The organism is Rothia terrae, from assembly GCF_014705925.2.
GTDB lineage: Bacteria > Actinomycetota > Actinomycetes > Actinomycetales > Micrococcaceae > Rothia > Rothia terrae.
In genome coordinates, this window is the sequence record NZ_CP061539.1 from 1993488 (window position 1) to 2013744 (window position 20257).

Genomic DNA, 20257 nt, shown 5'->3' on the forward strand with positions numbered 1-20257 from the left:
TTTTCGCTCATAGGTTCAATCTTGACATACCACCAAACACACAGGGGGCTTATCGATAATTTATTTAACGGTTGTTCACCACATTTTTGTGAAAAGAGCATATAAAAACTGCCGGCTCTTACACGGGTAAGAACCGGCAGTATAAATACTTTATTTAGTTATCTGAGAGCTGGCGTACAAAGCCGAGTACACGCAGGATCTCGATGTACAGCCAGACCAGTGAGACAGTTAGGCCAAAAGCCAATCGCCATGCTTCGCGCTTGGGAGCGCCCATGCGCACAACCTCGTTGGTGTTGGTGTAGTCCATCAGCAGTGAGTAGGACGCAAGCAGAACAGCAAACAGTGAAATGATCAGACCGATACCGGGGTTAGCAGAGTACAGGCTGAAACCTGCAAAGAGGCTCAGTGCCAGATTCAGCAGCAAGAAGATACCGTATGAGATCGTCGCAATCATGAAGAAGCGAGTCAGCTTAGCGGTGGTACGAATCTTACCGTTAGAGTACAGCACCAAGATAGTGGCTGCCACAATCATGGTTGCCACCACTGCCTGAATCACGATGCCGGGGTAGCTCTGCTCGAAAAGCAAGGAAAAACCGCCCAAGAGCATACCCTCAGAAACTGCATAAGCCATCACCAAAGCCGGTGATACCTTGCGCTTGAAGGAGTTAACCAGACCAAGCACGAGAGCCGCTACGAAACCAACGAACATCAGCGGCGGGTAAATGAACCAGGTAACGAGCGCACCGAGAACTACCAGACCCAAGTTGAGCGCAGTCTTGCGCACAACGTCATCCATGGTCACGCGTCCAGCCTCAAAATTAGAAGCGGACGGCGCGTTGTACATGTTGTTCAGATCTTGAGCGTTCGGCTGCGCATAGCCGTAGGGGTTCTGCTGCTGGGCATAAGGGTTACCGTATGCCTGCTGCCCATACTGCTGAGGGGCGCCATAAGGATTACCCTGCTGACCGTACTGAGCGGTTGACGTACCGCCAGCACCGAATTGGCCAAAACGGGAATCGCCTTTTTGCTGGTTGCCCATTGAGTTGATAAGGGGGTTACCTGCCACAGGTGTCTCCTAGGTCGTGTTCTAAATGTTCTTACTACCCTATAGTAAAGTTACTAAAATTTTTAGGGGTTTAGCCCAAGGCGTTAAACACGGCCCTCGTCCACCAGTTCAAGAATCTCTTCGAGGTAGGCAAGCACTCCCCCGTCGTTGTTATGACCAATCACAACATCTGCGGTAGCTTTCAAAGCCGGAGTCGCGTTTTCCATGGCCACGCCGGTGCCCACGTAGTTCAGCATTTCAGCGTCGTTCGCGGCATCACCAAACGCCACCATTTCTTCAGGCTTAATGTTGAGCTGCTCGCCCAGCCACTTGAGCGCACTACCCTTGTTGACGCCACGTGAAATCAAGTCAATAGCGCCAAAGCCAGAGGTCACCGGTACAACGTTCGGGGGCAACTGGTCGATAAGCTGCGCCAGGATCTGTGCGGTCTCGCGGCGCTTAGTCTGCAGTGCAAACTTCACAATCGTGTCTTCACTGAGCACATCGTAGTTGTCAATGTAGACAGCGTTCGGGTACCAGGTACGAATAAAGTCCATAGCACTCACATCGCCGTTGTAGTCAGCGCCCAAAAAGTCCAGATAGTCCTTCATCAAGGATGCGATAGGCTCAGCTCGTTCGATCGGCAAGTACGCGTTCTTATGGCCGGAGAGAATAACGCCCACCTGCGGAAAGTTCGCCAGCGTAGCGATGATCTGGTTAACGGTTTTCTCAGAGAAACCCGAAATCAGAATATCTTTTTCCTGGTCAGCGATGTACGCACCGTTTTCAGCAATGTAGGTGAGAGGACGCTTGCGGTAGCTATCCAAGTAGTGATGCAGCTTGGGCAGCTGGTTACCCGAGGCAACCACAAACTGGATGCCTCGCTCGTCCATAGCATCGAGGATGCGGTTGAAACGCTCGGTGTCGAAGGTTTTGTCATCCCTCAACAGTGTTCCGTCCATGTCAGTTGCAACGAGTTTGATAGTCATCGGAAAGACCTTTCCCCTGAATAAGTTTAATCAGCTCACTTCTAAGCCTAGCCAATCAGGCGAGTGAGGTCTCTTGGAATCGAGTATGTGACGCCAAAAGTACCTTCAAACGTTGCCCGGAATTAGGGTGATAGCAAACATGTACCCTTGTAAAAAGTACTCCCTAAGTGCGTTTGTCCTGACGCTAGTGTCAGTACAAACGCACTTAGGGAGTATCTTCTGCCGAATGAGGACGCATCGCTCGGTCACGCGAGCGTGCGAGCGAACTCCCACTGCTGGCACTAAAAAACGCCGCTTCATCGAAGACGAAACGGCGTTTTGAGGGTGCCCCCAGTGGGACTCGAACCCACACTGGGCAGATTTTAAGTCTGCTGCCTCTGCCAATTGGGCTATAGGGGCTGGACGGGCTCACATATATTATGCGAGCCCGTACCTAGCTATTTATACCAGAGCTTGTCTCTAAAGTAGAAATTTAGAGCTTTGCCTTGGACTTTTCGGGTGCGGTACCGGTTGCCTGCTGGAATGCAAGACGCGGTGAGCGCTGGTGACGTACCGATGAGGTGTCACGACCGAATACCTGGTTGAGTGCCCAAGTTGCCATCACGCGTACGGTGCGTTCGGTGGTGGGGATTGCAGTACCGTGGTATGCGCGGTGCATCATCCATGCAAGGGGGCCACCAATGGTCTTGCCCTTGAAGTTTGCAACGCCCTTCCACAGACCGAGGCCTGCAACAACGCCGATGGTCTCGTGGTAGTAGTCCTTGAGCGACTCGCCGTTGCGTGATGCAAGCAGGTTGTTCGCAAGGGTTACGGCCTGGCGTGATGCGTGCTGTGCGTTAGGTACGCAGAAGCCGCCTACGCCGCCACCGGTGAGGTCGGGAACAGCTGCGTTGTCGCCTGCTGCCCATGCGCCTTCGATAACACCGTTGTCGCCGGTTACGCGGAGGTCTGCGCCTACGCGTACACGACCGCGCTCGTCGATCGGGAAGTCGGTTTCCTTGAGCATGGGTGATGCTGCAACGCCTGCGGTCCAGATAACGGTGTCGGTGTCGAGTTCACCAGCGGGTGACTTGTCGCCCATGTTGATGAGCTGCAGGTGACCGTCGGTCGCATCTGCCAGTGAGGTGTTGAGCAGTACTTCGATGCCGCGTGCGCGGAGCTCTGCAACAACCTTTTCTGCGCGGTCTGCAGGTACCTCGGGCATGATGCGGGGTGCTGCTTCAACGAGAACGAAGTGAAGGTCTGATACGCGCAGACGGTTGTTACGACGTACTGCTTCACGTGCCATGTCTTCGAGTTCTGAGATGGTTTCGATACCTGCGAAGCCACCACCGACGATAACGAAGGTCAGCGCGCGGCGACGCTCTGCCTCGTCAGCGGTGAGTGATGCGGTTTCGATGCGCTCGAGAACCCAGTTGCGCACTGAGACTGCTTCTTCAACGGTCTTCATGCCGATAGCAACGTCTGAGAGACCGGGAATCGGGAACGCGCGGGTAACAGCACCTGCACCGAGAACGATTTCGTCGTAGCTCAGTTCGAAGGTCTCACCAGCGTTGATGGGCTCAACTACAGCGGTCTTTGCTGCGTGGTTGATTGAAACGATGCGGCCACCGACGATTTCGGTGTCGCGCAGGTGCTGACGCAGCGGAACAGTTGCGTTGCGACCTTCCATTGAGCCTGCAGCTACCTCGGGCAAGAAGGGCTGGTAGGTCATGTAAGGGTTGGGATCAACGATGGTTACTACGCCGCCGGCGTCCTTGATAACCTTCTGGATCTTCTGAGCTACGGTGAAACCAACGTAGCCGCCGCCAACAATGAGGATGCGCGGGCGGTCCTGCGCCAACTTGGTGAATGCCATTAGAATTGCTTCTCCCTTTGTACTGTGCACGGCTGCGGGTGAGATATTGAAAGTATCTGCTGTAGTCGTCAGCCGTTTATGTCAAGATAACTGCGCAAAGGCAGTAAATCTTGTAGTCCTCTTACTGGGTAGTCCCTGAGCAAGTGGACAAAAAGCTTCATTCTTATTGTGCCATTGTTCTGCCTTTAAAGCTCAATAGCTACTTATTTTCGCGAATTTTTATTGATATGTCACCTATTTTGACGGCGATTTATCACTGTTTACCGCTGTTTTTCGCTATGAACGATACGGTTGAGCTTTCCGATGCTACCGGTGGTGATAATCAGCACCCATAGGGCAAACCCGCCAATAATGATGAACGGTAAGAGACCTGAGTCTTCGGGCGGATCGGTGGGAACAGGGGCTGAGGCGTCTTCGATGGTTTCTGCATCTTTGTGCACCGGCTCAGCTGAGGAGCTTTCAGGAGCCGCCGTTGACTTACGGTGAATAGAGATCCATTCCCGCACTGATCCCAGCGGATTGGTATCAGTGTCATCCGGCGTGTCAGCGGCGAGCGCTTTCTCCGGGTTGAGCACACCGTAACCGTAGAGGGCATCGCGTCCTTTTTCTCCTTCATCATCAGCCGACTCGATAATGCGCTGAATAATTTGGTTGGACGTAAGATCCGGGTATTTTTCTTTGATAAGGGCGGCAGTGCCGGTGACCAGCGGGGCGGCCGCTGAGGTACCGCTCCACACCGCGTAGCCGTCATCGGGAGTGGCTGCAATGAGTTGTTCGCTGGGTGCTGCTACCGCAATGGAAATCCCTTGAGATGAAGATGACCAGGAGTCTTTGCGGTTTTGGTCTACACCGCCCACCGTCAGGACGCCTGGAATGGTAGCTGGTGCGCCGACTTGAGTAATGCCTGAGCCGCGATTGCCAGCAGAAGCTACGATGAGCACACCTTTTTCTTCGGCGTAAGCAAAAGCATCGTCCCAGCTTTGCGGCCACTGAGTCTTTGATGAGCCCACCGAAAGATTGATGATGTCAGCATCGTGATCAACCGCGTATTTCACCGCTTCAGGCAGCTGTTCATCAACGCTTTTAGCGTTGGGGTCAACTGTTCCCAGCTCCAAAGAAATGGGGAGAATAGTTGCCTCGGGCGCAACTCCAATAATGCCGTTAGGGTTTTGTTTCGCGATGGATGCTTTCGATGAGTTGCTCCCCTGCCCGTGACCGTGCCCCACAATCAAAGATGCAACTAAAGTACCGTGTTCGGGCTCAATGCCCAGGCCTTTCCAGCCATTCGTCGAACCTGCCTCTGACGCATCGTAGCCCTTCTCTACGTTGCCGGTGAGGTCTTGATGCGTGCCGTCAACGCCGGTATCAATCACCGCGACGGTCACGCCTTTACCGGTGGCTTGCTTCCACGCATCCTCAAAACCATAGGACGTCAACCAGTACTCGCGAGCCCGGATACTATCGCCGGTCGGTGCCTGAATCGTAGGAATCGAAGGCAGGACGCCGGGGCTAGCAGGCGCAGTAGCGGCCGGTGTGGCACCGGTTGGTTGCGCATCCGCTGGCAATAACCACGGCACAGAGGCGAACGCTGCAAGAGCAAGAGTCAGAACTACGCGAGAAGTCTTCTTCATATGATGTAGGCAAGGGGTTAGCGGGTAAGGGACAAAGCTAAACCATCAAGAATATCGTGTTCACTTGCGATAACGGAAGTAATATCGTGTGAGCTTTCCGCGCGAAGGCGGTCAACGATGCGCGACCAAATCGTTGCACCGGTACCAATGACATCCACGCGTCCCTCGTGCATAAAACCTGTTGCCATGCGCTGATTGCGAGTCATGGATGCGAGTTCTTGGGCGCCCTGCATCACCTCGTCAATGGACCGTTCGCTACCGTTGATAGCATCCGAATCGTAGCTGGTGAGACCGAGGGTTTGCGCCATTACAGTGGTCACAGTGCCCGCTACCCCCACGATACGCTGAACCTCAGCAAGATTGAGGTTCTCAGCCACCTCGTCCAAAGCGGTATCAACGTCAGCAAGAATCAAACGTTCTTGCGCCTTTGTCAGCGGAGCATCCACACTGTGACGCTCGGTGAGGCGCACGCATCCAATATTCATAGAAATCGCCTGCTGAACGCCGTTATCGTTACCCATCACGAACTCGGTAGAACCACCACCCAGGTCAATAACTACGGTATTTTCCTCGGTGTTTCCCACAGAGCTCACCGCGCCTGCAAAAGACAGATTAGCCTCTTCAACACCGGTAATAACCTCCGGAGTTACACCGAGAATCTGCTGAATCCCGCTGATAAACACCTCACGGTTAGAAGCATCACGGCTCGCGCTAGTAGCCGCAAAACGCACCGCAGTCACACCGTGTTCTTCAAGAAGATGCGCGTACTCACGAGCTGCCGCAAACGTGCGATCCAGCGCCGCCTGCGAAAACTGGCCGGTAGCGTCCACGCCCTCGCCCAGACGCACCACCTTCATTTCGCGCACGACGTCCGTGAGCGTACCGTCCAACGCAACATCTGCAATGAGCAGACGAATGGAATTAGTACCGCAGTCAATTGCACCAACGCGCATCTTCTTACCTTCTAACTTTTAGACGGGTTCTTACGCTTCTTCACGCCATGCGGGGTCGCACGCGCACTGCTCAGGAGTCCACCACTGCGCAATCAGATCAAGGGTCTCATCACCCATGGGGTTGATGCCACGACCTACAGACAGGGTATGACCCAAGACAGCGTGCAGGCACTTGACGCGGGTAGGCATACCGCCTGCAGAAATACCCTCAATTTCAGGCACCTCACCGGTCTCAGTTTCAACGCGAATACGCTCGCGCTCCGCCAAGTAATTCTCATGAGCAGCCGCATACTCAGCCGCCAACTCTGAATCCTCAGCAATACGATCGGTCATACCGTACATCACGCCATCTGCCTCCAAACGAGAAGCAGCGGCAGTAATAGCAGGATGCGCTAAGTAGAAAACCGTCGGGAAAGGAGTACCGTTCGATAAGCGCGGCGCAGTTGCTGCAACCAGCGGGTTACCGCACACGCAACGCGCAGGAATCTCAGCTACGTCACGCACTTTGCGCCCCAGCTGGGCTGACAGCACACGGACGTCCTGCTCAGTAGGTTTAACGGTCTGCGCAGTGACGTTGAAACCGCCGGGAACGCGCTCAGATGAAGTCATGATGTCCTCCATTGATTGAAACGAAAAAGTATAAAAATTAGGGGGCGCCAGGTGCAGATTCAGTTGCGGATGCGCTAGCACCGGCAGTCGATCGGTCAGTGCTCTTTTGCTCTGCCCCTTGCTGATCAGTGCCCTGCTGTTGTGCGCCTACGGGATTACCGTTGACCGCCGACATCTGGAACGAATCCCACAGCTTCTTAGTCCACGAATCTTCCGGTGCGGTCATCGCATCAGCACTGGTCTCATCGGGAATACCAGAGGTGAAATCAGTACCAACCACCACATACGGGGTCTCCCCCTCATTCACGTAGAACAGGCGTCCTTTAGCTTGCTGCTTGACGTAATTATCGTCCTTCCACCACGACTGCTGCTGCTTGAGATCATTATTCTCATCCTGCAACGATGAAATGCTTTCTTGCACCGAAGCCATCTCAGCCGACTGATTGAAATACCGGCTAATAGTGCCAGAAGCCGCCAGCACGCCAATAATCAAAACCGCCAACGTCGCAAGCCACCGGGCAGAAAAGACACGAGCCGCCACAGGCGTCGGACCGGACACCGGCTGCGACTTACCCCGAGACTTTGCAGTACGCGAGCCACGAGACCCAAAAAACCCAGCAAGACGCTCACGGTTTTTAAAAGTATTCCGCTGTTTCTTCTTAGACATACTCACCCTCGCGCCTGAAAATAGATTCGCAACGAACCCCCATTGTACCGCGTCCACCCCACCAAACTAACGCACGAAAATGCCCCGCACCATATCGATGCGGGGCATTTACTGCTAGCTTCAGTCAGAAACTAATACGTTTATCGCGAAGAATTACTTCTTGAAGCGAGGGAACGCTGAAGCACCTGCGTACTGAGCCGCCTCACCGAGTTCTTCTTCGATACGCAGAAGCTGGTTGTACTTAGCAACGCGCTCTGAACGTGCGGGAGCACCGGTCTTGATCTGGCCTGCGTTGGTTGCAACTGCGAGGTCAGCAATGGTGACATCTTCGGTCTCGCCTGAACGGTGTGAAACCATGCAACGGTAATCGTTACGCTGAGCAAGCTCCATAGCATCGAAGGTCTCGGTCAAAGAACCGATCTGGTTTACCTTCACGAGCAGAGCGTTAGCTGAGTCGTTTTCGATGCCCTTAGCAAGACGCTCGGGGTTGGTAACGAAGAAGTCGTCGCCAACGATTTGAACTTTGTCACCGATCTCAGCGGTGAGCTTCTTGTAGCCGTCCCAGTCGTTCTCATCCAGGGGATCCTCGATGGAAACCAAGGGGTAGTTAGCTACGAGATCAGCGTAGTAAGCTGACATTTCTTCAGCTGACTTCTTCTGGCCCTCGAAGGTGTATGAGCCGTTTTCGAAGAATTCTGATGACGCTACGTCAAGTGCCAGTGCGATTTCTTCGCCGGGCTTGTAGCCAGCCTTCTTGATAGCTTCGATGATGAGGTCAAGCGCTGCTGCGTTTGACTCAAGGTTGGGTGCGAAACCACCCTCATCGCCAAGACCGGTTGCAAGACCACGGTCGTGCAGAACGCTCTTGAGTGCGTGGTAAACCTCAACGCCTGCCTGCAGTGCGCGTGAGTAGGTATCGAAACCGATCGGCGCAATCATGAATTCCTGAATATCAACGTTTGAGTCAGCGTGTGAGCCACCGTTGAGGATGTTCATCATGGGAACGGGAAGTACGTGAGCGTTGGGGCCACCGAGGTACTTGTACAGGGGCAGGTCAGCTGACTCAGCTGCTGCCTTAGCAACTGCCATTGAAACGCCGAGAATAGCGTTTGCGCCGAGCTTGCCCTTGTTGTCGGTGCCGTCGAGCTTGATCATTGCTGAGTCAACTGCGCGCTGGTCAGTTGCATCGATGCCGATGATTTCTTCAGCGATTTCTTCGATAACAGCGGTAACTGCGCCCTGAACGCCCTTACCCAGGTAAACCTTCTTATCGCCATCGCGACGCTCTACAGCTTCCCATTCACCGGTTGATGCACCTGAGGGAACTGCAGCGCGACCGAATGCGCCGTCTTCAAGCAGAACCTCAACCTCAACGGTCGGGTTGCCACGTGAGTCAAGAATCTGACGTGCGTGTACAGCAGTGATTACAGCCATGAAAATGCTCCTTATTGTTTGTGAAGGAATTGAAGTGGCTTCAATCATTAACCGTAGCGAGTTCGTAGTGCTACGAAAACCCTTCAACGGCTAAATCTTGATTAATATTCTACCAAAAATCCCACACAAACACAGGGGGAATGATGAGAAACTCCTGTGTTTTGGTGGGAATCTGCTGGCGATTTTCGATATTTTTCCCACGCGTCCCCACATAAGATGAAGAAGCACGAACCTTAGGAGCATCTACGACGCTTATGAGGGACGTTCCCCGCCAGCAGTCCCTCTCGCGGACTCGCGCGGGGCGCTCGCCGCGATTCATGCCAGCCCCAAGCCAGCTGACGGGGAACGTCCCTCACAAGCTTCAAGAAGGCAGCGACTTTATTCTAAGTCTCGACGATCCTCGCTGAGTCGCATCATTTCTTTGGTGTAATTGCGCAGCGCTTTCTCAGGATCAATTCCCTGAGCACGAGCCTCCTGCACGAGAGCGAAAACGGTTGCCGCCCAGACTGATTCTGTGTCAGCTTCATCTGCATCAGGCAACTGAACGGGTACGTCAGCTGCGGTCGCTTTTGAGAGTGCTTTATCGGTAAAGGCAAGTGCCGGCAGATGCGGCGGTACACCATCAAAAATCCCGGTACGCTCGGGTTTCTCGCTCTTTTTAAGCTCATCCCACGCATCATAAATCTCTTGGGCGCTGAGCTGAGATGCTGTGTCTTGGGCGCTTCCGAAAACGTGAGGGTTGCGGCGGATGAGCTTTTGCGAGAGCCCCTCCACCACATCGTTAATATCAAAGCCGCCTTGGTCGCTCGGGATTTCGGCTGCCATCCGGGCATGGAAAATCACGTTGAGCAACACATCGCCCAGCTCTTCGCGAAGCAGCGGGAGGTTAACCCCGCCCGGCGATTCCACAGCTTCAACGACCTCGTAGGTTTCCTCTACTAGGTAGTGCATGATGCTCTCGTGAGTTTGTGCTACCGTCCATGAGCATCCACCCGGTGAACGCAAAGTATTCATCAGGCGCACCAGTTCGGTAAACGAAGCTCCGGGCTGCTCATCGTGATTTTTTGACACGGCTACTCCCCTGCTTTGCTATCTTCCTGCGGGTTCTGGGCTGCTACGAACTCGTTGTAGTAGTCCTGCAAAATCTGCTTGAGCGAACGCTTTTGTTCAATCTGCATGAAGGACGCGTCGACCGCGTTCATGGTGAGCTCAAAGAATTCGGGCCAGTCGTAGCGGAAGGTTTCATGCAGTTTGATGAACTCGCTAGTGACTGACGTGTTGCTCATCAGGCGGTTGTCGGGGTTGATAGTGACCGCAAAACCGCTACGGTAGAGCAGGTCAACGGGATGCTGAGCGTAGGCGCGAGCGCGCTCCTGTTCACCACCGTTGACGCGTCCGATGCTGGTGGTGGATGCGGCGGCGTCGGTCTGCAGGTTTGAGCAGGGGCAGACTTCTAGCGGGATCTGGCGATCTTTAATCCATGCGCTCAAAAGACCGAGTTTCATGACTTCTTGGTCGGGGTCAGCACCCTGTTCAACAGCTTCGGGGCTTGCCTCGGCAATCTTGAGGATCGAAAAGTCGTCGGTAATTTGTACGCCGTGTCCCAGTCGTAGCGCGCGTCCTTCGTGGATGGCTGATGCAATGGATTCGAGGGAATCTGCTTCGCCCGCGTGCAGGGTGATGGGCATGTAATGCTTAACCGCATAATCTAGAGCTTCTTGGTGCTGGGCAGGCAAGAATCCCTTTTCGGGGCCGGCAAGGTCAAAACCTACAACGCCAAGACCGCGGTTAGCGACCGCTAGCTTAGCGATTTCAAGGGAATTGTTGTTCTGACGCATAGCGCACAGAATCTGACGTGGCATTACGGGCTTGCCCATACGGTCGCGCGCCACGGCGGCGCCCTGAGCAAAGCCCTCTGCCACAGCTTCAACAGCGTCTTGCAAAGAAAGACCAGCCTGCAGATGCTGTTCCGGTGCCCAACGAACCTCACCGTACAGTACACCGTCAAACGCCAGCTCAAGTACGTGTTCAGCTGCTACGCGTACCAAATCTTCGCGGCGTTGCATAACAGCAACAGTGTGCTCGAAAGTCTCAAGGTAACGAACCAAAGAACGAGAATCTGCCGCTTCTTCAAACCATTTTTTGAGGTCCTCTGCGTTATCTGCGGGAAGCTCATGACCAATTTCTTGTGAGATATCAATAATGGTCTGGGGCGAAACGCCGCCGTCCAAGTGGTCGTGCAAACACACCTTGGGTAGCTGTTCAATCCACTTGTACGAGGGGGTAGCTGTCTGACTCATCATGTCCTTTGCGTTGTGTTTTCTATGGCCTTTAAAAGAAAAAGAGCCGGCACTTCCCTATCGTACGGGCAGTGCCGGCTCTTTTACAGTTGGTTTACAGTGTCCAGGATGCGAGTGCCTCGTTCATGTGCGCCGGGATGTTGGCGCCGGTGCGCGGGAACATGCGCAGCTCTTCAACGTACTGCTGTGCGGGCAGGTGGTCGGTGTACTGCACGAAGGCTTCTTCGTTGGCGTAGTCGAAGGACGCTTCTACCGGCACGCCGGGGGTAAAGCGGAACATCATTGCCAGGGGTGAGCCAAAGCCTTCACGGTAGGAGTCGCTCTTGAGCTGCAGAATATCTAGGATCTCTTCAGGTACGAGCTCGAAGGTTTTCTGCTGATCCCAGAAGCCATCGCGACGCACGTGGGTAAGAGCATCGTAGTACGAGCCCAAGGAACGCACGCGAATCAGAACAGTTGAGACGTCGCGGGCGGTGCCGTTTTCACCAAACAGGGCGTCCTGCGCCTGCTTGAGTCGCTGAGCAACCTCAGCCTCGGTAAGAACCATGTTGCCGGTTGCAAGCTGAGTCTTTGACGGCATCGATACGCTGGTGTTCTGCGCGCCGCTGAAGGATGAGGAAACATCGAGGTTGGTGCCGGAAGTAGGCGCCGACTGGTCAGCCTTTTGCGTTGCCGCGTAGGTAGCACCGGCAACAGCGGTTCCTGCCGTTGCGTCACCGGTTGCAGCAAACGCGTCCTGCTCCCATTCCTGATCATCAACAAGGCTAGGAACAGCAGCTTCGCCCTGAACGTCTACGTCATCGCCGTGCGTCACATCAGCCAGCGGAATAGCTTCAGTTTCAGCGGGTGCGGATTCGGTCGCTACCTCATCAGCGGTGTCAAAGTCGGTGTTCGCAAACTCGGTGTTCTCAAACTCAGTGCTGGCAGCGGTATCTGAGAAATCGTCGGTTGCGAGTTCAGCCTCAGCAAGAGCGTCTTTTTCATCAGTCTCGGGAACAATGCCGTCAGTCTGAGCCAAGAAGTCATCATCGGTCAGCTCATCTTCGCGAGTGAACTCTTCATCGAAGGTGTCTTCTTCGTCATAGGGTTCTGCGGATTCCTGCTCGCCAGTGAGCTCAGCCAGTTCCTGATCGTCAGAGAAGTACTGAACGTGGGTTGAGTCTTCGGCATAGGGATCAACATTTGCCAGTGACTCATCGGACTCTACAACCGGTTCATCATCTGACAATGCAGTAAGGTCGCTGTCAGTGGGCTCCTGTGCCTCTAGCGCTTCGTCCTCAACATCAAATTCACGGTCGTTGAGCTCCGCATCGGTAAGAGCAGGCTCTTCATGAACGTAAGTCTCGATCTCAGCGTCGGTTGCCTCGGCATTCTCAACATCAAGTGCCTGACCGCCGGTCTGAGCGATCAACCCGGTGTCAGTTGCTGAGTAGTCGTTGTAGCTCTGCTGAGCAGCTTCTACAGCGTCCTGGTGGGTAAGTTCGTCAGCGGAGTCAGCTTCTTCAGTCGCGCCCTGGACAGTCTCCGCTGATGCATCAGAACCGAAACGAGCGAAGTCAGAAGTTGACTTGGGTTCGGGGTCATTGGCAAATGCAACCTCTTCGAAACTGGGCAGTTCCTGAGGGTTATCCTTATCTTCTTCGATGCGCTTCATGATGCGGTCAAAGCGGTTCTGGGCATCGATATCGCTTGAGTCCGAGCTGACTTCGTTCTCATCGCTCAGCAGACTACTGGCCGGTGCTACAGAATCAGCTTGCACAAAGGGATCGTAATCGTCTTCAACCGCTGAGGACTCTTCAAAACCTGCGGGGTTGGTATCTGCAACCTCAGTATCGGTCTGAACGGGAGTGTACTGTTCAGCAATGTAAGCCGACTCTGCCGATTCTGATTGTTCATCTGCCAAGTCCAGCCCGGGCTGCGCCAGTGAGCTTGAAATAGTTGAGACTTCACCCGTTGCAGCATTGGTAAAGGACGCGGTAACGGCGCCTTCTTCGCCCAGCGTTGAGCCGGTGACAATCTGAGCGCTCTTCCATGCGCCTCGCTCTGACTTTTCCTCATCGGTGTAGAGTTTGGCCACAGCGTCGAACCAGTCACCGTCGGGGGTTACTACGCCGCGTTCAAGTTCTTCGTGATGATCGCTCAGCACATAGTTCATGTCGTTGCCGTGCTGATTCAAATCAAGGGTGAGGTTGTCAGCACCGTAGCTGCGCATACGTTCGATGACCTGGTGCAGGCCACTGCCCAGTTCGATGCTGAAGGACGGCTGAACTACCTCAACACTCTCGTTGTGGTTTTCAGTTTCCTGAGCAGGTACCGACTGCTGAGTAGGCTCAGCGTGCACCGGCGTGGTCTCTTCTTTAGCACGGTTTTTAAAACGGTCTAACAAACCCATGTTTTTCACTCTTTCTTGGGGGAAGGGGCGTCATGCAACAGTATCTCTATCAACGATACGCCACACAACGCCCCACACCAGATGTTTAATTATCGTGAGGACACAATTCGGTCAATAATAAGCGGATTGTTTTTCTGCTCTCCCCCAATGGTGAAGGCTTCTTGCAGCAGTTCTTCTGCACGTTCAAAGCGTTCGGGAGTGTCAGTCGTGAGTGTCATCAGAGGTTGACCTTCTGCGACGGTATCACCGGGTTTCGCGTGTAGTTTGATACCGGCGGCGGCCTGAACCGGATCTTCCTTGCGCGCGCGTCCTGCGCCCAAACGCCAGGATGCGACGCCCACCTTGTACGCGTCCAATTCGGTAAGAACACCAGAAGACGGTGCTTTGACGGTGAGGGTTTCTTTGGGTTGCGGCAGTCGAGCATCAGGGTCACCGCCCTGATCCGCGATCATGGTGCGCCACACGTCCATCGCCCGGCCATCTTTCAGTGCTTCGGCAGGATCAACATCAACGCCCGAAGACAACAACATCTCGCGAGCCAGCGCCACAGTAAGTTCCACAACGTCAGAAGGTCCACCGCCAGCAAGTACCTCTACAGCTTCTTCAACTTCGCAAGCATTACCCACGGTCAGACCCAGTGGAGTGTTCATGTCCGTTAACAAGGCTGTAGTTTTCACACCGGCATCTCTACCCAGCTCAACCATAATCTTCGCCAACTTGCGCGCGTGGTCCTCGTCCTTCATGAAAGCGCCAGAACCGACCTTCACATCGAGCACCAGTGAACCGGTTCCCTCAGCAATTTTCTTCGACATAATCGAGGACGCAATCAGCGGAATCGCCTCAACGGTGCTGGTCACATCGCGCAGGGCATAGAGTTTCTTATCGGCGGGAGCAAGCCCGTCACCTGCTGCGCAAATCACCGCGCCGGTGGAACCAAGAATCTCCACCACACGTTCATTTGAGAGTTTAGCTTCCCAGCCAGGAATCGACTCCAGCTTATCCAAGGTACCGCCGGTGTGCCCCAACCCGCGTCCGGATAACTGCGGTACCGCAACGCCGTAGGCAGCAACCAGCGGAGCCAAAGGCAGCGTAATCTTATCGCCTACACCACCGGTAGAGTGCTTATCAGAAGTTGCAATCTTCTTGCCCTCACCCACAATTGACTCAAAGTTTAACCGCTCGCCCGAAGCAATCATTGCCTTCATCCAACGGAAAATCTCACGGTGCTCCATGCCGTTCAAAAAGATCGCCATAGCCAGCGCGCTCATTTGCTCATCAGCCACTACGCCACGGGTATAAGCATCAATCACCCAGTCAATCTGCTCATCAGTTAGCTCACCGCGATCACGCTTGGTACGGATAACATCCACCGCATCAAAAAGTTCAGCAGCCATGAGAAAGCTCCTTGGCTTCTTATTTCAGATTCTTATCTTCAGTTTAAAGGACGCGATATCTACGCTAGCGCCAGCTTGGGTAGCTACAAACGCTCCGGCCCAAAAGCATCCGGTAGCATCTGCTCAATCGTCATAATTCCGCTCACCGACTTCAACAGCATTCCCGGTGCAGCGTGTTCGTACAGGAGCTGGCGGCAGCGTCCGCACGGCATCAGTGCATTGCCTTCTTTATCAACGCAGGCAAAAGCAACTAGCTTGCCGCCACCGGTACGAAAGAGGTCAGACACCAAGGAGCACTCAGCGCACAGGGTAATGCCCAGTGATGCGTTTTCAATGTTGCAACCGCTCACAATGCGCCCATCAGAAACCAGTGCCGCAGCGCCTACCGCATAGTTAGAATACGGTGAATACGAATGCCGCATAGCTTCTGTAGCGTGGTCTGTCAGAGTCTGCCAGTCGATAGTGGCTTCTTCAGCAGAAAGCTGGTGCACCATGTGCTCTCCTTTAGTCAGTGGACTACTGAGTTTACTCTGTTCTTTAGGTTTGCGGTGCCTTCTTCAGACAATATAAAAGCTCCCCGCATCTTGCTCGGTGTTACCCGTTGATGATGCGAGGAGCGTGCAAAAGATTGCTAGGTTTACCCCTTGATGTAAGGCTTACCGGATGCGGCTGGGCCGCGTGATACGCCAACCAAACCTGCAACTGCAAAGATAGTTACCAGGTAGGGCAGCATCGCCAGCAACTCGGTGGGTACCGAAGTTCCCAGCAATGACAGTACGAAGTTGAGCTGCAGAGTAAAGCCGAACAGCAAGGACGCGAACAGCGCGCCGAATGGCTTCCAGCGTCCGAAAATCAACGCAGCAAGCGCGATGTAGCCCTGACCCGCAGTCATATTCGCGTTGAATGATGACACCGAAACGAGGGTAAAGAACGCGCCACCCATACCGGCAACGACGCCTGCGAGCAGAACGTTGGTAAAGCGCAGACGGTTGACGTTGATGCCCAGAGTGTCAGCTGCCTTAGGATGCTCGCCCACTGCTCGGGTGCGCAAGCCCCACTTAGTCTTGTTCAGCGCAAACCAAATCAGGGCCACGGTGATGTACATGATGTACACCAAAACCGACTGGTTGAATAGCACCGGGCCAATCACGGGAATCTGTGATAGAACGGGGATTTCAAAAGTCGGAAGCTTAGGCGCTGAGTTAAGGTGCGCAGGGTCTGCCTGCAGGACGCGGGAGTACAAGAAGCCGGTCAGACCTGCAACTAGTACGTTCACCACAACACCAACAATGGTCTGATCGACCAGGTACTTGATAGCGAAGACGGCAAGAATCAGAGAAACCAGAACGCCACCGATCATCGCTGCCAGAAGACCTACCCATGGGCTACCGGTCATCGACGCCGCAAGCGCTGCGGTGAATGCACCCAGCAGAAGCTGAGCCTCAATAGCGATGTTCACGATGCCGGAACGTTCGCACAAAAGGCCACCGAGCGAGCCGAATATCATCGGAATTGACAGGGTAAGTGCACCGGTCAGCAGAGTAACCAGTGAGAGCTCTGAGGAGCGTGCAGCGCCGATAACCCAGACCAGCATACCGGTGATGAAAAAGAACCAGAACAGTCCCTGAAGTCCGCGAGGGATCTCGCGTCCTTTATTCATGGTGATGAATGCGAAGGCAGCGATAGCGGCCATAGCGACAACTGATATCCAGCCGTACACACCGGCGTTGAGAGAAAGGTCAGGAATGCTGAAGTTCTTCAGCCCGTCGGATAGTCGGAAGACAACTGTCTTATCGGGTGCGTTCAGTCCGATGAGGAAGAAGGACAGAGCTGCCAGTACCGCATAGATGATGGGGTTCTTCCAGCGACGAACAACAGCGGTTTCTTCAGTTCGTGAGGTATCAAGTGCAACTGACATTACTGTGCTCCCTGAAGTGAGTTGTTCTTAGATGCCTTCTTCTTGCGCGGGTTGGCAGGATCAGGCAGACGGAAGATGGTGCGTACCAGCGGAGGAGCTGCGATGAACAGGACGATGAGTGCCTGGACAACAGCCACGATGTCGATGTTGGTACCGGTGGTAGCCTGCATCATGACGCCGCCTGCGCGGAATGCGCCGTAGAGCAAAGCCGCGAAGAAGGTACCCCAAGGCTTAGCGCGACCCAGCAGTGCAACGGTGATAGCGTCAAAGCCGAAGGACGCTGCAATACCGGTGGTCAGGGTCTTTTCGGTACCCGCTACCTGGGCAACACCAGCCAGACCGGCGAGTGCACCTGCAATTGCCATGACGATGATGTAACCGTTTGCCACGTTGATGCCTGCAGTGCGTGCCGCGTTGGGGTTAGCGCCAACAGCGCGCAGTCGGAAGCCAATGGTTGAACGTTCAATCAACCATGACGCGAAAATAACCGCGATGATAGCTAGAACAAAGCCCCAGTGCAGACGGAAGTTCAGGTCTGATCCCGGGAAAATACGAGGGAGCAAGGCGCTATCGGGCAGAATCGGCGAGATGGGGTTAGAGCTACCTTCGCGCTGAAAGGTAGGGGTCTTGAGCAGAAGCAGAATCAGATTAGCTGCAATGTAGTTGAGCATAATCGACAGAATTACTTCGTGAGCTCCGGTCTTAGCTTTGAGAAGACCGACCAAACCGCCCCAGATTGCACCACCAATGATACCGCCGATAATCACCAGCAAAAGGTGAAGGGCAAGCGGCAGGTTGTAGGCAAAGCCAACGTAACCTGATACCAGTGCACCGAGAATAATCTGTCCTTGCGCGCCGATGTTAAAGAGACCGGCACGGAAGGGAAGTGCCACAGCCAAACCAGCAAGAATCAGCGGGGTCGCAACGGTAAGAGTTTCAGTGAGCGGACGAATCTGATCTGCGAAGGTCTTACCCTTCGGGTTGAAGATTGCGCCTTCGAACATTGCCTTGTACGCGCCAGCTGCAGCTTTCCACGCGGCAGAAAGAGTATCCGTAGGACGCGCGAAGAAGTACCCTGCTGCTTTTTGGGTTGCGGGGTCGGTGGCTGCAATCAGCAGACCGCCCAAGAACAAGGCCGCAATCAATGCACCGAGTGACAGTCCAAAACCGCCACCAGCCAGTCGAGTGGCGAGCGATGGTTTAGCGTGCTCCCCCATCTGGGGGTTAGCAGGTGCTGCGGTAGCTGCGGGTTTTACCGCTTTAGGCTTCTCAGCGCTCATGCTTTCTCTCCTTTGGATGCGTCGGTGTTATCTGCCCACGGTAGGTCTTGGGCTGCCGCTACAGAACCGCGGTGTGACGTTGATGCTTGGTCTGTTGCAGTCTGAGCAGAGGAGGACTCAATGATGCTCTGAGCGTGCTGTTCAGAGACAACGCCTTCAGCAGCGTCCTGCTTAGCGAGCAGGACTTCAGGGTCCTCATGCTGGTTTGCAACTGCTTCTTCGTAGCTCGCGCCAGCCATCATCTGACCGAGCACAGAACGCGGAGTGTCCTTGGGAGCAATACCCATAAGCTCGCCGTGGAAGAACACAGCGATGCGGTCAGCCAGCGCGTAAATCTCATCAAGTTCAGTGGAAACAATGAGAACCGGAACTCCCTTATCGCGCTCAGCCACAATACGCTTGTGAATGAACTCAATAGAACCAACGTCCACGCCACGAGTGGGCTGAGATGCCACGAACAACTTGAGGTCGCGGGAAAGTTCACGCGCTACCACAATCTTCTGCTGGTTACCGCCAGAGAGAGTAGACGCCGCGTCCTCTTGAGAGCCCATGCGAATATCAAATTCACTACCGGCGCGGTCGGCATTAGCAGAAATTGCTGCGCGTTTGAGGCTACCACCTGAGGCAAAGCTCTTAGTGTCGAACAAATCAAGAATCAGGTTCTCAGCAATGGAGAATGAGCCTACCAAACCGTCTTTGCTGCGGTCTTCAGGCACAAAGCCCACCCCGCTGTGCAGAACCTGCTTGGTGCTTCTGCCCAGCAGTTCTTCACCGTTCAAACGCATAGAACCGGTCGCCTTGGGGTGCAGACCAATAATAGATTCTGCCAGCTCTGTCTGGCCGTTACCCTGCACACCCGCTACCGCTAGGATCTCGCCACCGTTGACGGTAAAGCTCACGTTTTTCAGAAGGTGCACACCGTTGGACGCCACCAAGCTCAGGTTCTCTACCTCAAAAGCATTGGAGTTCAAGCGCGGCTCGTCCTTATCGACGGTCAGCTGGACAGCCTTACCCACCATCAAGGACGCGAGCTCGTTGGTGGACGCGCTAGGATCAGCGCTACCGACCACGCGTCCGCGACGAATCACGGTGATGTCATCAGAGATCTGACGTACCTCACGCAACTTGTGCGAGATAAACAATAGCGATTTACCGTCTTTACGCAACTGATCCATGATGCCCAGTAGCTGATCGGTTTCAGCAGGAGTCAGTACCGCAGTGGGCTCATCCAAAATCAGAACCTCAGCATCGCGCACCAACGCCTTAATGATTTCAACACGCTGCTGCACGCCAACCGGCAAATCTTCAACCACGGCATCAGGGTCAACATGAAAACCGTAGCGGTCAGAAATCTCACGAATTTTCACGCGAGTCTCTTCAAGGTTTAAGACGCCACCGCTGGTTTTCTCAGAACCCAGTGCAATATTTTCAGCCACGGTAAAAACAGGAACCAGCATAAAGTGCTGATGCACCATACCAATACCTGCAGCCATAGCATCTGAAGGACCGTTGAACTTAACGGGCTGATCGTCAACGAAAATCTGACCTTCAGTCGGCTGGTAGAGACCGTAAATGACGTTCATGAGGGTTGATTTACCCGCGCCGTTCTCACCCAAAAGGCAGTGAACGGTACCGGGGCGAACCACCAGGTCAATACTGTCATTAGCGGTGAAATCACCAAAACGCTTGGTAACTTCTCGCAGTTCGAGTTTCATCGATGCGCTTTCTGTGAACGATGTTCGAGTGGGAAACTAGCCACGGTGTGTATGAGCACAGACGCGGCAAGA

General features: G+C 54.1%; 16 protein-coding genes and 1 tRNA gene. All 17 read right to left on the reverse strand.

The window, feature by feature from the left end:
• Positions 1-154 precede the first annotated feature (154 nt).
• Positions 155-1066, reverse strand: a complete 912-nt coding sequence (locus tag IDM49_RS09095) for a Bax inhibitor-1/YccA family membrane protein (protein ID WP_190724277.1) — start codon at positions 1064-1066, stop codon at positions 155-157.
• 83 nt (positions 1067-1149) lie between these two features.
• The gene (locus IDM49_RS09100; RefSeq protein ID WP_190724278.1) at positions 1150-2034 is read right to left on the reverse strand and encodes a Cof-type HAD-IIB family hydrolase; all 885 of its coding nucleotides are present in this window, start codon (positions 2032-2034) and stop codon (positions 1150-1152) included.
• Positions 2035-2359: 325 nt separating this feature from the next.
• Positions 2360-2433 (reverse strand) — tRNA-Leu (locus IDM49_RS09105).
• 73 nt (positions 2434-2506) lie between these two features.
• Entirely contained in the window at positions 2507-3892 is a 1386-nt protein-coding gene (locus tag IDM49_RS09110) for an NAD(P)/FAD-dependent oxidoreductase (protein WP_168614741.1), read from the reverse strand.
• A gap of 260 nt (positions 3893-4152) precedes the next feature.
• Complete coding sequence (locus IDM49_RS09115) at positions 4153-5523, reverse strand: S8 family serine peptidase (protein WP_190724279.1); 1371 nt, start codon at positions 5521-5523, stop codon at positions 4153-4155.
• Positions 5524-5540: 17 nt separating this feature from the next.
• A complete protein-coding gene (locus IDM49_RS12275) occupies positions 5541-6476 on the reverse strand; it encodes a Ppx/GppA phosphatase family protein (RefSeq protein ID WP_228008068.1) in 936 nt (311 codons plus the stop codon).
• Between the two features lie 30 nt (positions 6477-6506).
• Positions 6507-7085, reverse strand: a complete 579-nt coding sequence (locus IDM49_RS12280; protein ID WP_228008069.1) for a DUF501 domain-containing protein — start codon at positions 7083-7085, stop codon at positions 6507-6509.
• 37 nt (positions 7086-7122) lie between these two features.
• Positions 7123-7752: an FtsB family cell division protein gene (locus IDM49_RS09125; protein WP_190724280.1), complete on the reverse strand. Its 630-nt coding sequence runs from the start codon at positions 7750-7752 to the stop codon at positions 7123-7125.
• 153 nt (positions 7753-7905) lie between these two features.
• Entirely contained in the window at positions 7906-9186 is a 1281-nt protein-coding gene (gene eno / locus IDM49_RS09130; protein WP_168614746.1) for a phosphopyruvate hydratase, read from the reverse strand.
• Between the two features lie 378 nt (positions 9187-9564).
• Positions 9565-10257, reverse strand: a complete 693-nt coding sequence (locus IDM49_RS09135) for a MazG family protein (RefSeq protein ID WP_228008070.1) — start codon at positions 10255-10257, stop codon at positions 9565-9567.
• 2 nt (positions 10258-10259) lie between these two features.
• Positions 10260-11486, reverse strand: a complete 1227-nt coding sequence (locus IDM49_RS09140) for an adenosine deaminase (protein ID WP_190725475.1) — start codon at positions 11484-11486, stop codon at positions 10260-10262.
• 94 nt (positions 11487-11580) lie between these two features.
• Positions 11581-13878 carry a midas domain-containing protein gene (locus IDM49_RS09145; RefSeq protein WP_190724281.1) on the reverse strand — a complete coding sequence of 766 codons (2298 nt, stop codon included), beginning with the start codon at positions 13876-13878 and terminating at the stop codon, positions 11581-11583.
• 89 nt (positions 13879-13967) lie between these two features.
• Entirely contained in the window at positions 13968-15272 is a 1305-nt protein-coding gene (locus IDM49_RS09150) for a thymidine phosphorylase (RefSeq protein WP_190724282.1), read from the reverse strand.
• 83 nt (positions 15273-15355) lie between these two features.
• A complete protein-coding gene (locus IDM49_RS09155) occupies positions 15356-15766 on the reverse strand; it encodes a cytidine deaminase (protein ID WP_190724283.1) in 411 nt (136 codons plus the stop codon).
• A 143-nt stretch (positions 15767-15909) separates the two neighbouring features.
• A complete protein-coding gene (locus IDM49_RS09160; RefSeq protein WP_190724284.1) occupies positions 15910-17190 on the reverse strand; it encodes an ABC transporter permease in 1281 nt (426 codons plus the stop codon).
• Positions 17190-18470, reverse strand: a complete 1281-nt coding sequence (locus IDM49_RS09165) for an ABC transporter permease (protein WP_190724285.1) — start codon at positions 18468-18470, stop codon at positions 17190-17192. Before IDM49_RS09165 ends, IDM49_RS09160 begins: the two co-directional genes overlap by 1 nt.
• Positions 18467-20185, reverse strand: coding sequence for an ABC transporter ATP-binding protein (locus IDM49_RS09170; protein WP_190724286.1), 1719 nt, complete (start codon positions 20183-20185; stop codon positions 18467-18469). Before IDM49_RS09170 ends, IDM49_RS09165 begins: the two co-directional genes overlap by 4 nt.
• Positions 20186-20257: the final 72 nt, after the last annotated feature.

Excerpts from the sequence above, each read along its gene's own strand:
- IDM49_RS09100 (WP_190724278.1), bottom strand. The coding sequence starts at position 2,034 with ATGACTATCAAACTCGTTGCAACTGACATGGACGGAACACTGTTGAGG.
- IDM49_RS09110 (WP_168614741.1), bottom strand. The coding sequence starts at position 3,892 with ATGGCATTCACCAAGTTGGCGCAGGACCGCCCGCGCATCCTCATTGTT.
- IDM49_RS09115 (WP_190724279.1), bottom strand. The coding sequence starts at position 5,523 with ATGAAGAAGACTTCTCGCGTAGTTCTGACTCTTGCTCTTGCAGCGTTC.
- IDM49_RS12275 (WP_228008068.1), bottom strand. The coding sequence starts at position 6,476 with ATGCGCGTTGGTGCAATTGACTGCGGTACTAATTCCATTCGTCTGCTC.
- IDM49_RS12280 (WP_228008069.1), bottom strand. The coding sequence starts at position 7,085 with ATGACTTCATCTGAGCGCGTTCCCGGCGGTTTCAACGTCACTGCGCAG.
- IDM49_RS09125 (WP_190724280.1), bottom strand. The coding sequence starts at position 7,752 with ATGTCTAAGAAGAAACAGCGGAATACTTTTAAAAACCGTGAGCGTCTT.
- eno (WP_168614746.1), bottom strand. The coding sequence starts at position 9,186 with ATGGCTGTAATCACTGCTGTACACGCACGTCAGATTCTTGACTCACGT.
- IDM49_RS09140 (WP_190725475.1), bottom strand. The coding sequence starts at position 11,486 with ATGAGTCAGACAGCTACCCCCTCGTACAAGTGGATTGAACAGCTACCC.
- IDM49_RS09145 (WP_190724281.1), bottom strand. The coding sequence starts at position 13,878 with ATGGGTTTGTTAGACCGTTTTAAAAACCGTGCTAAAGAAGAGACCACG.
- IDM49_RS09150 (WP_190724282.1), bottom strand. The coding sequence starts at position 15,272 with ATGGCTGCTGAACTTTTTGATGCGGTGGATGTTATCCGTACCAAGCGT.
- IDM49_RS09155 (WP_190724283.1), bottom strand. The coding sequence starts at position 15,766 with ATGGTGCACCAGCTTTCTGCTGAAGAAGCCACTATCGACTGGCAGACT.
- IDM49_RS09160 (WP_190724284.1), bottom strand. The coding sequence starts at position 17,190 with ATGTCAGTTGCACTTGATACCTCACGAACTGAAGAAACCGCTGTTGTT.
- IDM49_RS09165 (WP_190724285.1), bottom strand. The coding sequence starts at position 18,470 with ATGAGCGCTGAGAAGCCTAAAGCGGTAAAACCCGCAGCTACCGCAGCA.
- IDM49_RS09170 (WP_190724286.1), bottom strand. The coding sequence starts at position 20,185 with ATGAAACTCGAACTGCGAGAAGTTACCAAGCGTTTTGGTGATTTCACC.